At 41.3% G+C, this 13,813-nt stretch carries 11 protein-coding genes; 8 read left to right on the top strand and 3 right to left on the bottom strand.

The genetic code is table 11. The features are described 5' to 3' along the window. The 8 genes from ribD (at position 1) to ATS72_RS08115 (ending at position 8,607) form a co-directional block, all read left to right on the top strand. Entirely contained in the window at positions 1-1,152 is a 1,152-nt protein-coding gene (gene ribD, locus ATS72_RS08150; protein ID WP_058430262.1) for a bifunctional diaminohydroxyphosphoribosylaminopyrimidine deaminase/5-amino-6-(5-phosphoribosylamino)uracil reductase RibD, read from the top strand. A 4-nt stretch (positions 1,153-1,156) separates the two neighbouring features. Beyond that, complete coding sequence (locus ATS72_RS08145) at positions 1,157-1,810, top strand: riboflavin synthase (RefSeq protein ID WP_006794270.1); 654 nt, start codon at positions 1,157-1,159, stop codon at positions 1,808-1,810. 29 nt (positions 1,811-1,839) lie between these two features. Beyond that, positions 1,840-2,952, top strand: coding sequence for a bifunctional 3,4-dihydroxy-2-butanone-4-phosphate synthase/GTP cyclohydrolase II (gene ribBA, locus ATS72_RS08140; RefSeq protein ID WP_006794269.1), 1,113 nt, complete (start codon positions 1,840-1,842; stop codon positions 2,950-2,952). Positions 2,953-3,051: 99 nt separating this feature from the next. Further along, positions 3,052-3,516: a 6,7-dimethyl-8-ribityllumazine synthase gene (gene ribH, locus ATS72_RS08135; protein WP_006794268.1), complete on the top strand. Its 465-nt coding sequence runs from the start codon at positions 3,052-3,054 to the stop codon at positions 3,514-3,516. A 15-nt stretch (positions 3,517-3,531) separates the two neighbouring features. Then, a complete protein-coding gene (gene nusB / locus ATS72_RS08130) occupies positions 3,532-3,942 on the top strand; it encodes a transcription antitermination factor NusB (RefSeq protein WP_006794267.1) in 411 nt (136 codons plus the stop codon). An 85-nt stretch (positions 3,943-4,027) separates the two neighbouring features. Next, complete coding sequence (gene thiL / locus ATS72_RS08125; RefSeq protein ID WP_058430263.1) at positions 4,028-5,002, top strand: thiamine-phosphate kinase; 975 nt, start codon at positions 4,028-4,030, stop codon at positions 5,000-5,002. Then, positions 4,999-5,484: a phosphatidylglycerophosphatase A family protein gene (locus ATS72_RS08120; RefSeq protein WP_006794265.1), complete on the top strand. Its 486-nt coding sequence runs from the start codon at positions 4,999-5,001 to the stop codon at positions 5,482-5,484. Before thiL ends, ATS72_RS08120 begins: the two co-directional genes overlap by 4 nt. A 36-nt stretch (positions 5,485-5,520) precedes the next feature. Further along, a complete protein-coding gene (locus ATS72_RS08115) occupies positions 5,521-8,607 on the top strand; it encodes a ligand-binding sensor domain-containing diguanylate cyclase (protein ID WP_006794264.1) in 3,087 nt (1,028 codons plus the stop codon). A gap of 41 nt (positions 8,608-8,648) precedes the next feature. Here the strand turns inward: ATS72_RS08115 and ATS72_RS08110 are convergent, their stop codons facing one another. The 3 genes from ATS72_RS08110 to ispA all read right to left on the bottom strand — a co-directional run bounded on the left by ATS72_RS08110 (position 8,649) and on the right by ispA (position 13,811). After that, the gene (locus ATS72_RS08110; protein WP_082650893.1) at positions 8,649-10,760 is read right to left on the bottom strand and encodes a hypothetical protein; all 2,112 of its coding nucleotides are present in this window, start codon (positions 10,758-10,760) and stop codon (positions 8,649-8,651) included. Positions 10,761-10,959: 199 nt separating this feature from the next. After that, a complete protein-coding gene (gene dxs / locus ATS72_RS08105) occupies positions 10,960-12,822 on the bottom strand; it encodes a 1-deoxy-D-xylulose-5-phosphate synthase (protein WP_058430264.1) in 1,863 nt (620 codons plus the stop codon). A 101-nt stretch (positions 12,823-12,923) separates the two neighbouring features. Further along, on the bottom strand, positions 12,924-13,811 hold the full coding sequence (ispA, locus tag ATS72_RS08100; RefSeq protein WP_058430265.1) for a (2E,6E)-farnesyl diphosphate synthase: 888 nt from the start codon (positions 13,809-13,811) through the stop codon (positions 12,924-12,926). Positions 13,812-13,813: the final 2 nt, after the last annotated feature.

Below are 13,813 nucleotides of genomic sequence, written 5' to 3'. Positions count from 1 at the left end.
ATGAGCAGCCAATCAGCATTTACCGAGCACGATAAGCTATATATGGCGCGTGCTATTGAGCTTGCTAAAAAAGGTCGATTTACCACAACGCCTAATCCTAATGTTGGCTGTGTACTTGTAAAAGATAATCAAATAATTGGTGAAGGGTTTCATCAGTTAGCAGGGCAAGGACATGCAGAGGTAAATGCACTTGCTGTAGCCGGCGAAAAAGCAAAAGGTGCAACTGCCTATGTAACACTTGAACCTTGTAGCCATTACGGGCGCACGCCCCCCTGTGCTGAAGGACTCAAGGCTGCTGGTATTAAAAAGGTGATTGCAGCCATGGTTGATACCAACCCGCAAGTGGCAGGTAAAGGCCTTAAAATACTGAGTGACGCCGGAATAGAAGTTGCTCATGGGTTGCTTGAACAAGAGGCTCGCGCATTAAACTTTGGTTTTTTTAAGCGTATGGAGCAAGGGCTTCCTTACGTAACTTGTAAATTAGCAGCCAGTATAGACGGTAAAACAGCGCTAAAAAACGGAAAAAGTAAGTGGATCACAGGCCCTGCTGCACGAAAAGATGTGCAGCTATACCGCGCTCAAAGCTGTGCCATTTTGACGGGGGCCGATACGGTTCTTGTTGATAATGCAAAACTTAATGTTCGAGCAAGTGAGTTACCGTATTCATTACCAACCAACTTACCGCTACGTCAGCCGGTGCGTGTTATAATAGACTCGCAAAACAGATTAACACCTGACCTTGCGCTATTTAAAATAGCGCACCCGGTAATTATATTTACTACCAAGGTTGATAATTCAATGCAGTGGCCGCATTTTGTTAGGCACATAGCGGTGCGCGAGCAACAGGGTAAGGTTGATTTAACCGATGTATTACAAACACTAGCAAAGCATCAGTTTAATAATATATGGCTGGAAGCTGGGGCAACCCTTGCGGGGAAAATGACCGAGCTTGATTTAATTGACGAGTATGTTTTTTATATCGCACCAAAACTGATGGGTTATGATGCTAAAAGTTTAGTAAACTTCCCTGAACTGACGAGTATGCAAGATACTATCGATTTATCTTTTAATGAGTGTGTTCGCATTGGTGACGATTTACGTATCAACGCGTTAAAAACGTACGCATTAAAATCATTTAACAAAGAAGAGTAGCGCTATGTTTACTGGGATAATAGAAGCCACAGGCAAAATTGCTTTATTACAAAAAAAACAAGGCGATTTAGCCATTCGTATTCAAAGCGCCGACCTTGATATGAGTGACGTAAAGCTGGGTGACAGTATTGCAACAAATGGCGTGTGTTTAACGGTAGTTGATAAACATGTTGATGGTTTTAGCGCTGATTTATCTAACGAAACAATTCATTTAACTGGTTTTGCACATTATTCAATAGGGCAAACAGTTAACCTTGAAAAAGCGATGCAACCGGTTTCGCGTTTAGGTGGGCATTTAGTGTCTGGCCATGTTGATGGTATTGCAACAATAACGGCGATTACAGCTAATGCAAGAGCTACTGAATATTGGCTGACAACCGATGAAAGTTTAATGAAATACATACCGTACAAAGGGTCGGTATGTATTGATGGTATAAGCCTGACAGTTAACGCTGTTGAAGGTAATAAATTTAAATTAACAATTGTGCCGCACACCAGCGGTCAAACAACGATTGCCGACTTTAAAGTAGGCACTCAAGTTAATTTAGAAGTCGATCAAATTGCACGTTATTTAGAGCGTCTTATCAAAGGCGCAGAGCAGCCAACCGGCGCAGATATATCAATGAGCTTACTCGCAAAAGCGGGCTTTATTAAATAACGAAACTGATAACTTACACGAGCGAATTTATGAATTTACACAGCGCACAAGAAATTATAGATGACATTAAAGCCGGTAAAATGGTTATTTTAATGGACGATGAAGACAGAGAAAATGAAGGTGATCTAATCATTGCTGCGGAACATATTAGCGCAGAAGCAATTAACTTTATGGCTACTCATGGCCGTGGTTTAATTTGTTTAACGATGACACAAGAGCGTTGTGAGCAACTAGACTTGCCTTTAATGGTTAAAAATAATGGCGCTGCGTTTTCAACTAACTTTACTATGTCGATAGAAGCATCAAAAGGCGTAACCACAGGTATATCAGCAGCAGATAGAGCACGCACGGTACAAGCAGCTATCGCTAAAGGTGCTGTTCCTAGCGATATTGTGCAGCCGGGTCATATTTTTCCGATTATGGCACAGCCAGGTGGTGTATTAACACGTGCAGGGCATACAGAAGCCGGTTGTGATTTAGCTCGCTTAGCAGGGCTTGAAGCGTCTTCTGTTATTGTTGAAATTTTAAATGCTGATGGCACCATGGCACGCCGTCCTGATTTAGAAGTTTTTGCTAAAGAGCACGACATTAAAATTGGCACAATTGCTGATTTAATTGAATACCGCAATTTAAACGAAACCACAATCGAAAAAGTGGCTAAGTGTAAGCTGCCAACGGAGCATGGTGAATTTGACTTAGTCACGTACAAAGACACGATTGACGGTCAGTTACACTACGTACTACTCAAGGGTGAAATTAAAGCGCAAGAACCAACCTTGGTGCGTGTGCATTTACAAAGTACATTTAACGATATTTTACTTTCGGATAGAAGCGCAGACAGAAGCTGGGGCTTATCGGATGCAATGGCATACATAGCTAAAAATGACGGTGTGCTAGTCATTTTAGGTAAACAAGAAAGTACTGAAGAGCTTGAAGCAACAGTTAAAGCATTTGCTGCTGCAGACGCTGGTGAAAATGTTACACCGCGTAAATTTCAAGGTACTTCTCGTACTGTTGGTGTAGGCTCACAAATTCTTGCAGATTTAGGAATTGAGCAAATGCGATTAATGAGTCGCCCTAAAAAATACCATGCACTTTCGGGCTTTCATTTAGAAGTTATTGATTACATTGAGCCACAATAGGCAAACGCTTAAACTAGGCTATTTTATTATTATTATGGTATGATGCGCAGCAATTTTTGCGCAATCGCAACCGCTTGAACTTATTTTTAGGGTTATCAAATGAAAATTATTGAAGGTAATAAGTACGCACCGGGCAAAAAATTTGCCATTGTCATTTCTCGTTTTAATGACTTTATTGGTAGCAGCCTACTTGAAGGTGCTGTTGATGAGCTAAAACGTACCGGTGGTGTATCTGATGACGACATTACTGTGATTTATGTACCGGGTGCAGTTGAATTACCTTTAGCGGCAAAACGCGTTGCAGCAAAAAAAGAGTATGATGCAATCATCGCTTTAGGCGTAGTGATAAGAGGTGGAACACCACACTTTGATCTAGTTGCTGGCGAGTCAAACAAAGGTCTTGCGCAAGTATCACTTGAGTATGATATACCGGTTGCATTTGGCGTATTAACCACTGAAAGCATTGAACAAGCTATTGAGCGCGCAGGTACCAAAATGGGTAACAAAGGCGGCGAAGCTGCTTTGGGTGCGCTTGAAATGGTTAATGTGTTAGATAAAATTTAAGTTTAAGGAATTTTTGTGAAACCAGCAGCAAGACGTAAAGCACGTATCTTAGCACTTCAAGCCGTTTATTCTTGGCAATTAAGCGGTAATGCAATTGCCGACATCGAGCAACAAATGTTGATCGAAAACGACGTTACTAAAATTGATGTTGAATACTTTAAAGATTTAGCCTCAGGTGTAGCTGTAAATTATAAGCTACTTGATGAATCAGTATCACCTCATTTAACGCGTCCATTTGATGACTTAGATATGGTTGAGCGAGCAATTTTACGTTTAAGCAGCTACGAACTTAAGTTCCGTGAAGATGTACCTTACAAAGTTGCTATCAACGAAGGTATTGAGCTTGCCAAAATATTTGGCGCAGAAGATAGTCATAAATTTGTAAACGGTGTACTTGATAAAGCTGTAAAGCATTTACGCAAGTAATAGTATTTTTCTCTGACTTTGCTTTCAGAGATTTACTTTATATAACCGTTAAAAGGAGAGCCGGCATAGGTCGGCTTTTTTGTGTATGAAGGAATTTGAATTAATTAACCGCTACTTTAAAGGTCGCGGTATTTCTCGTCGTGATGTTAACCTAGGTATAGGGGATGATTGCGCGCTTGTCACTGTTCCACAAAACTGCCAACTTGCAGTCACAACCGATACTTTGGTTGAAGGCGTGCACTTTTTTGAAGATATTTCTCCTCGCGCATTGGGGCATAGAGCGCTTGCTGTTAATTTAAGTGATTTAGCTGCAATGGGTGCTGAACCTACGTGGGTATCTGTTGCACTAACGTTACCGACAATAGATTCTCAGTGGATTGCAGAATTTACTGAAGGCATGCATGAAATTGCAGAATACTTCAATGTACAAATTATTGGTGGCGATACCACTCAAGGGCCACTTACCATTACTATTTGCGCTAAAGGTACCGTGCCGGAAGGTAAGGCACTACGCAGAAGTGGTGCAAAAGTAGGTGATTGGATTTATGTTACGGGTCCTTTAGGGGACGCGGGTCTTGCTATTGAAGCACGGAAGCAAGGTATTAATATAGATGCTACGCATTTAGAATACTTAAACAATCGATTTGACTACCCAACACCGCGCGTTGCTGCGGGTCAGGTCATCCGTGGGCTTGCAACGTCAGCTATTGACGTATCAGATGGATTACTTGCCGATTTAACACATATTCTTGAAATGTCCCAAGTAAATGCAGAGATTAATGTTGAGAGTATTCCTACATCAGAGGCAATGAAAGCAAGCTTAGATTTTAATAAGCAATTACCGTTTATTCTTAGCTACGGCGATGACTATGAATTAATTTTTACTGTTCCCGATAACAATAAAGGTATGCTTGATTTAAAGCTAAGCCAATATGGTGTGGATATTACCTGTATTGGGCAGATAAAAAGTGGTAACGGTAAGATTGAGCTTTTACAAAATGGTGAAATGTTTAACTTTGAGCAACAGGGCTTTGAGCATTTTACAAAGGAGCAGGTTTGAATAAGAACCGATTATTTAACTTAAAACGCCCACACCAGTTTTTTGGTTTAGGGTTTGGTACTGGCCTTGCACCAAAAGCGCCGGGTACATTTGGCACATTTGCGGCATTGCCATTTATATTTATAACAATGCATTATCCAATCTGGTTACAAATAGTATTTGCAGTTGTGATCAGTGTATTTGGTATTTGGGCATGCGGTAAAACAGCTGATGATCTGGGTGTGCATGACCATCCTGCTATTGTGTGGGATGAAGTCGCTGGCTACTATATCACCATGATAGGTGCAGCATTAAATTGGCAAACTTTATTAGTTGGCTTTTTACTTTTTCGCTTTTTTGATATTGCAAAACCAGGCCCGATTCGTATGTTAGACAAACGCGTACATGGTGGTTTTGGTATTATGGCGGATGACGTGTTAGCGGGTATTTTTTCATTGATTTGTTTGCAAGCATTAATAAAAGCAGGTTTACTACCCTTTTAGTGTTTATATTTGATTAGTTTAACTAGGTGGCAGCGTATGATGCGATTTTTACTGGTGTGTGTACTGATGTTGTGCGCAATGCCAAGTGGGGCTTCAATTACTGACTATGTTGTTAAACAATGGAATATTAAAGACGGGTTACCGTCACAATCATTAAAAAGCGTAGTGCAAGATCAGCAAGGCTACATTTGGCTAGGCACACAGTTTGGTTTGAGCCGTTTTGATGGCACTACGTTCACAAACTACAATACCCAAAATAGCGCTTTTTTACCAAGCAATGGCATTAATAAGCTTTTAATCGATTCGAATGGATTACTTTGGGTTGGTACTAGAAGTGGTTTAGTGGTTATTAATCCAGCGACCTTTGCAGCGCAGGCATTTAACATTAAAGGCCCTGTAAGGGATATTCTAGAAGACTCCAAAGGGGGCACTTGGATAGCCGCAAACGGGTTATATTACGTTGGTCGTGGTCAAGTTAACTTACGCGGTCAATCTAAAGCTATTTTACCAACGGCTAATGCAACCGTTATAACTCAAATAGTGGGTTCAGTGAGTCAAATGGCGCTTTCGCCAGAAGGTATTTGGCTTGTAAACGATCGTCACTTGTTACGCTTAACTAAAAACTCCTCCGATTTTGCCAAACTGCGTTTAGAGCTTACTGCTAAAATATCGTTACCCGAGCGCTTAGCTCAAACGATCGTACATGATCTTGCATTTTTAAATGGGAATTTATATTTAGCTTCAGAGCTAGGCGCTTACTTTTTAGATTTAGACGACGAGTTAAGGCCCTTTCCATTACCCAACGCGAATAACTCTGCTGTGTATAAATTTATGAGTGATAGCGATGGTGGTTTATGGATTTCCACTTATGGGCGCTTGTTATTCAGAGATAAATCCAGCCAATGGCAATGGGTTGAGCCGAGCCAGCTAGATCAAAGTATTTGGTTTGCTGATATTTTTAGAGATGATAAAAATAATATTTGGTTAGCAAGCTTCAGTGAAGGGTTGTGGCTTGCTCACGAAGGGCGAGTAGAAAGGCACGCTGCTGTTTCACAAATGACTGAAGCGGTTATGGCGCTGAGCCAAGCTCCAGATGGTAAATTATGGGTCGCTAATAAAAGTGGTGTTGGTTATTTTGACTTGAATAAAAGTTATATTAACTTAATTCCAAGTAGTCAGTATGGACGTGCCTCAGTACACGATTTACAGTTTGATGGAGAGCGCGTATACATCGCCACAGGGCGAGGGTTGTTCGTATACGAAGACGATAAACTCTTTAGTGTGCCTGGGCGTGCACTGCGTGATAATCCCGTTTTTGCTATAAGTCGCTCTAGTAAAGGCGGGTTTTGGATTGGCACCGGCCGTGGGCTCTACAGGCTCAACTTTGCAGGTTTAACTCCTTTTGCTTATAACGCCTTTTTAGGCAGCAAATTTATAACTTATGTACTAGACAAAGGAAACTTTGGTGTCATAGGTACTAGTAAAGGTGCCTATTACTTTACTGATCGCGGTATCGAAAAGGTCGGGGATCAAACTTCACTTGAAAGTGCTTATATTACAAGTGTTTTGCATATTGATGGCGTAGGTATTTTAATAGGCTCGCTTAATGATGGATTATTTTACCGAAGCACGCAGGGCCAATGGCGACAGCTTGATGCCGCAAATGGGTTACCGTATGGCTCTATATTTAGCTTGGAGTACGACGAAAAATTAAATAACGTGTGGGTTAGCACCATGAAAGGTGTTTACAGAATGCCAGCGGAGCAGTTCAAAACAAACATAGAAAGTTTAAAAGTAGAAGAGGTAATTTCGTCATTCGATCGCCAGCTTGACGGCAAAGCTAACCAGTGTTGTAGTGGTTTAGGCCATGATGCAGTTGTCAATATGGGCAGCTCGATGTGGTATCCGAGCCTACAAGGTGTTGTTGAGATACCTAAAAATGTAGAGCTATTTGGGGTGCTGTCGTTAAAACCAACTATTGAAACAATTACAACTCCTGAGCGTAATTTAACAACGGCTGCGCTAGGTAAAAAGCCGACTTTAGAAACTGACGAGCGAGACATAACACTAACCTATACGGCGATAGACTATTATGCGCCAAACAGTATTGAGTTTAGGTATCAGTTAAGTGGTTTGGACAATGATTGGCGTTATGCAAACACGCGCCGCGAGGCTATTTATACCAACTTACCAGCTGGGGCATTTTTATTTCAGTTAGAGGCAAAACGCCAAGGTGAAGATTGGTCAAAGGCGCAATACGTAGAGTATGAGTTTATTGTGCCAGAGCGGTTTGATGAAACGATTTACTTTAGATTACTGATCACCAGTGGCTTTATTTTACTTCTTTACTTAGTATTTTGGGTGCTTAAAGCGCAAGAGCGCAGAAAACAAGAAGTGCTTGAAGGTTTAATTACAGAGCGTACGTTAGAGCTTCGACAAGCGAATGATAAGCTTGGGCAAGTTAACTCACAACTTAAACTTGTAAGCCACTCTGATGAGCTTACAGGTTTGCGTAGCCGTCGTTTCTTGTTTGATCAATTACCCAAAGATATTGAGCATTTTCAACGTAATTCACAGTCATTACAGGCTCAAGGGAAATCACTTGTACTGGTTATTATTAATTTAGATAACTTTAGCCGTATAAATGATGCCTTTGGTCCAATTGCAGGTGACAGCTGTTTGCAGCAAATGGCTGCGCTATTAAACTCGCGTACGCAGGGCTCTGACTACGTAGCGCGCTGGAGTGGTGATGAATTTTTATTACTTTTACGTGACTTTAAGTGCAATAAAATAGACAGTTACTCTTCAGAGCTTTGTAAAGCGATTGCAGAGTATTCTTTCCAATTACCTAACGGAAATATGACAAATATAACAGCCTCAATTGGTTGGTCTTTCTACCCATTACCCTTACTTGGTGGGCAAGTAATTAGTTGGGAAACCTCTATTAATTTAGCTGACATTTCGCTTCATCAAGTTAAAAAACGCGGTGGAGACGGTGTAGCGCATATTACTTTCGACGAGCAGCTAGATGCATTTGAGTTTGAACAAAACTCTAATGTAGAGCAGCAACTGGGTATGCTACAGAGAAATGGTTTGGCCGATATAAAAGTGTGGATGCGATAATACCTGACCAAAGTGATTGGTCAGGTATGGTGAGGTTAACGCTATTGATTAAGCCAAGCTGGTAATATTGCAACTGACTCAGGTGCCGTAAATGCAGTGCTTGCATCGGCGCTAATGTCGCCTCCGGTAATGCTTAAAATATTATTAAAACGCATAACTACATTATTTGATTTTTCAGCTACGTATAAATCTGTCCCGGTATACATAATATCAACAGGGTTACCCAGTAGGGTATTTGGGCCGCTAATCGTGGTGCTGATGTTTACCAACCCCGATGCCATTGCCACGTTATTTAATACATATACTTTTCCATCGTCAGCAACCGCGGCGCTACCCACATCAGAGAGAATTAACGAGCCACTAAGCGAGTCGTAATCGATGCCATGTATATTGCTTGGCGCTTCTACCGCGGTTCCAGCATTAGCAGGTGTTATAAGCCTATCTTCAACAGCAATATTTGCATTTCCGGCCATAAGCTTGCTTTTGACTTCGTCGAATACAGCAACGGTGCCATTTGTGAGTGCGACAAAAGCACGGTCAGTGTTTGCATCGTAATCAACATCCCAAGGACGCGCACCATTAGCAAAAGTAAGGGTCATTAATGGGCTTGCATCTCCTGTGGTACACGTTGAAAATATTGAGATACTTGGCGTATCTGCGTTATTTTCTGCAACCAAAATCATACCGCTATCAGAAGCTACATCAAGACCTTTAGGAGATATAAGGCCTGTATTTGCTCCAGTAATAATACTGTCTTGGTTTGTATTATACGTTTGTCCATCTCTGTTTATTGCCACCTTATTTGAAATAGCAATACCGCCAATAGAAGTTGTACTGTTGTCGAACGTTGTATAGCTATTACCTGCTTTATCAAAAGTTACACTCTCGATAGTTTGATCCGCATTATAGTTGCCAATCTCTGTGCTAAGTTGTGAACTTAATCGACTAATTTTCCCCGTTGTTTCACCTGTAGTACCCGGATTACTGCTAACAGCAACCCCAAGTAGCGTCATATTAGCGGTATCACTATCTGAAATATCAGCCATTTCATTTTGCATACCCAGTTTGGTAATTGACTCAGGTTTAATAGTTGAAGTGATTAAGTCAGGAGTAATATCGCCGCTTTCACCTGAAAAAATATTGCTAAATACAAGAACAGCATCATTTGATTTTTCGGCTACACGCAAGTCACTCCCTTCAAGGCTAATATCAACCGGGTTACCAAGCATTGTTGCTGGGCCGGCAATACTGCGTGCAACGCTCACTAAGCCGTCTGCGGTTGATGCATTATTGATTACAAATAACGAACCATCGGTTGCATCTGAGGCACTGCCTACATCAGATAAAACAAGTTTATTAGTATTTGAGTCATAAACAATGCCATGAATATTTACAGATATTTGCGTACCATCATTATTACTAGGGGTAATTGTACGACTTGGCATAGCGGCAAATTCACCACCAACAAAATTATCGTAAACGGCTACATCACCATTTGTAAGTGCTACATAAAGACGGTCATTTGTTTCATCATAATCAACATCCCACGGTGCAGCTTCTGTTATGGTTGTGCCTAATGGCGTTGCGTTACCCGCGGCTGTAGCGCCAAAAGTCGTTACCTGCATCGCGCCAAAGTCAGCAATAAAAATAAGGCCACTTTTTTGTGCTAAGGCAATTCCTTTAGGGTTTACGAGCGTAGTATTAGCACCTGTTATTTCGCGATCAGTATTTGCATCATAGCTGCTGCCATCATCACGGTTAGCAAGCTGACAGATAGTTTTAATACTGCCACTTTCGCTGTCGCTTGCTTGTAATAAATTACCTAAGCTATCAAAAGCGACGCCTTCGTTAGCTGTTGTGTTAAAAGTTTTTAATTTAGAAGCGCTTTGGTCAATTAAATCAATGGTACCCGTGTTGGTTTCTCCATTGTTTGCCAAAATAAATGTGGCTGATGCAAAGCCTGGGTTGCCATTTGTTCCATCGGTACCATTTTGTCCGTCGGTGCCTGCAATACCATCTACGCCGTTTTTACCATCGTCTGAGCTACAGCCTGTAATGCCGATTAATACTGCAAGTGTTAACGCTGAAAAACTAAGCGTGTGTTTCAATGTGTTTTTTTGTGCTGTATGAGTTGTTAAATTAGCATTATTCATCATTTTTACCTTTTAAATATTCCATTAAATTTAGGTAAATAAAGGGCTTGCTTATAAAGCACAGACTAAGCAGCACTGATTATTTACATGTTAACCTCACAGCAATAACGGCTTAAAAGTTAAATTGGATGCAAAAAATAATGATAAAAACGAAAAAGGAGCCAACAGGCTCCTTTTTATAAACAGTTAAAATAATTAACTAAGCAGTAAATGACCTTATTGAACTTAAAATACCTTGCTCGCCTAAGTCCATTTCATCGTGCATTTCGTCTTGCGTGCCGTGCTTAATAAACTCATCAGGAATACCTAAGTTAAGTATTTTAACATTGGCCTGCTGGCTGGCTAAGTATTCGTTAACCGCAGAGCCTGCACCACCGGCAATGGCATTATCTTCAAGTGTAACAATGACATCATGATTTTTAATAATGTCGTTTAACAGTGAAGTATCAAGCGGCTTTATAAAGCGCATGTTAACAAGCGTTGCATTAAGTTCATTTGCAGCAAGTTGTGCGTTTTCAAGCAATGTACCAAATGACAAAATGGCAATCTTTGAACCTTCTTTTATTGTATTTGCTTTACCAATTTCGAAAAGTTGCATATCGCTCTGAATATCTGCCGTACCAGCGCTTCCGCGAGGGTAACGAACAGCAACCGGGCAATTAGCTTTGTAACCGGTGTACAACATTTGGCGGCATTCATTTGTATCGCTAGGTGCCATAATAACCATATTAGGTATACAACGCATAAAGCTGAGATCGTATGCGCCTTGATGTGTTTCGCCATCGGCACCAACAATACCTGCTCGGTCAATGGCAAATAATACAGGGAGGTTTTGTAATGCAACATCGTGAATGAGCTGATCGTATGCGCGCTGTAAAAAGCTTGAATAGATAGCAACAACAGGCTTTAAGCCTTCACATGCAAAACCTGCGGCTAGAGTTACGGCATGTTGTTCAGCAATCGCGACGTCAAAATACTTATCAGCATGTTCTTTTGAAAAGCGCACCATGCCCGAGCCTTCACGCATGGCAGGAGTGATAGCCATTAACTTATCATCTTGCTGCGCCATGTCGCATAGCCAGTCGCCAAATACTTTTGAAAATGTAGGGGCGCCCGGTTTTGATTTAGGCAAGCTAGATGTGTTTGGATCAAACTTAGGGACGCCGTGGTAACCAATAGGGTCGGCTTCAGCTGGCTTGTAACCCTTACCTTTTTGCGTTTTTATATGAAGAAGTTGTGGGCCTTTTAAATTACGCATATTACGTAATGTATCAACCAGCATGTTTACATCGTGCCCATCAATTGGGCCAATATAATTTAAGCCAAGTTCTTCAAAAAACGTACCAGGGATAACCATGCCTTTAAGATGCTCTTCCATTCTGCTGGCAAGCTCTTTAACAGGCGGTACGCCAGACAGTAACTTTTTACTTCCTTCGCGAATGTTGGTGTAAAAGCTACCAGATAGAATACGCGCAAAGTGGTTGGTTAATGCGCCAACGTTTTCTGAAATCGACATTTCGTTATCATTTAGAATAATAAGCATGTCTGATTTTACATCGCCTAAATGGTTCATCGCCTCAAATGCCATACCCGCAGTAATAGCGCCATCACCAATAACTGCAACCGTTTTACGCCCTGCGCCTTCTTTATGCGCAGCAATTGACATGCCCAAAGCTGCAGAAATTGAGGTGCTAGAATGGCCAACACTGAATGTGTCGTAGTCACTTTCATCTCTAAATGGGAATGGGTGCAGACCATCCTTTTGGCGAATAGTATGCATTTGGTCGCGGCGACCCGTTAAGATCTTATGCGGGTAGGCTTGATGCCCAACATCCCACACTACACGATCTTCTGGTGTGTTATATACATAATGAAGTGCAACTGTAAGCTCAACTGTGCCTAAACCAGACGCTAAATGACCGCTACTTTGCGATACAGAGTTAAGTAAATACTCACGTAGCTCATTGCTAAACTCGGGAAGTTTATCTTGCGCTAAGTCTCGTAATTGAGCTGGTTTGTCAACCAAGTTAAGTAATGGATACTTGCTACTATCAAGTGTCATGGCTTTTTTATATCCTTCGATCACATTCGCTTTCAAATGGGAGTGAACAACGAATGTTAAGTAATAATGTCAGTGCTATTTGCAATACGCTTAAACTGTGACTAGTGGTCACGTTCAATAAGGTAATTTGCTAGCGACGCAAGAAGCGTAGTATCTGCATCAATAAGTGCTAACGCTTCGTGGGCTTGTGTTATTAAATTTTGCGCCTTTTCTTTAGCGCCTAGCATACCTAATAACGCCGGGTATGTCGCTTTATTCGCTTCTATATCTGAGCCTTGTGGTTTACCTAATATAAAGGTGTCACCTTCCACGTCTAAAATATCGTCGTGTACTTGAAATGCCAGCCCTATAGCATACCCAAAAACGCTCAAGTTTTCTAAAGTTTGTTCATCTGCTTTTTCACTGCACAGTGCACCTAGTGTTATAGCACAGTTAATTAGTGCACCGGTTTTTAACTTATGGATGCGCTCAAGCTCTTGTACAGAAACAACTTTGTCAGTTGCGGCAATGTCTAAACCTTGTCCTGCCACCATTCCTTCAATACCTGATGCATGCGCAAGTGCTGCAATCATTTTTACTTGTGACTGCGCTGAGCAATTAAAGTTATGTGTGGCTATAAGTTCAAAGGCGAGAGTTTGTAATGCATCACCCGCTAAAATGGCTTGCGCTTCGCCATACACAATATGGCAAGTGGGGTAGCCGCGGCGTAAATCGTCATCATCCATAGCTGGTAGGTCGTCATGTACTAATGAATAACTATGAATGCATTCTATGGCTGCAGCCAAAACGTCTAAGTCACTTTTTTTAGCGCCTAGCATTTCACCAACAGCGTACACCAAAAAAGGGCGCAGCCTTTTTCCACCATTAAATAAGCAGTAATGAGTGGCTTCTTTTATTGTTTTATCGCTATCGAGCGGTTGTTCAAAGTAGCTATTGAGTGTAGTAGCTACATCTATTTGAGCACGTTCAATATAGTCTTTTATGCTCACAA

Origin of the sequence: Pseudoalteromonas sp. 13-15, from assembly GCF_001468205.2 — a bacterium.
Taxonomy (GTDB): Bacteria; Pseudomonadota; Gammaproteobacteria; order Enterobacterales; family Alteromonadaceae; genus Pseudoalteromonas; species Pseudoalteromonas marina.
Note: the sequence above shows the minus strand (reverse complement) of the source record. Positions and strands in the feature narration are given on the sequence as shown.

Excerpts from the sequence above, each read along its gene's own strand:
- ribD (WP_058430262.1), top strand. The coding sequence starts at position 1 with ATGAGCAGCCAATCAGCATTTACCGAGCACGATAAGCTATATATGGCG.
- ATS72_RS08145 (WP_006794270.1), top strand. The coding sequence starts at position 1,157 with ATGTTTACTGGGATAATAGAAGCCACAGGCAAAATTGCTTTATTACAA.
- ribBA (WP_006794269.1), top strand. The coding sequence starts at position 1,840 with ATGAATTTACACAGCGCACAAGAAATTATAGATGACATTAAAGCCGGT.
- ribH (WP_006794268.1), top strand. The coding sequence starts at position 3,052 with ATGAAAATTATTGAAGGTAATAAGTACGCACCGGGCAAAAAATTTGCC.
- thiL (WP_058430263.1), top strand. The coding sequence starts at position 4,028 with ATGAAGGAATTTGAATTAATTAACCGCTACTTTAAAGGTCGCGGTATT.
- ATS72_RS08115 (WP_006794264.1), top strand. The coding sequence starts at position 5,521 with ATGATGCGATTTTTACTGGTGTGTGTACTGATGTTGTGCGCAATGCCA.
- ATS72_RS08110 (WP_082650893.1), bottom strand. The coding sequence starts at position 10,760 with ATGAATAATGCTAATTTAACAACTCATACAGCACAAAAAAACACATTG.
- dxs (WP_058430264.1), bottom strand. The coding sequence starts at position 12,822 with ATGACACTTGATAGTAGCAAGTATCCATTACTTAACTTGGTTGACAAA.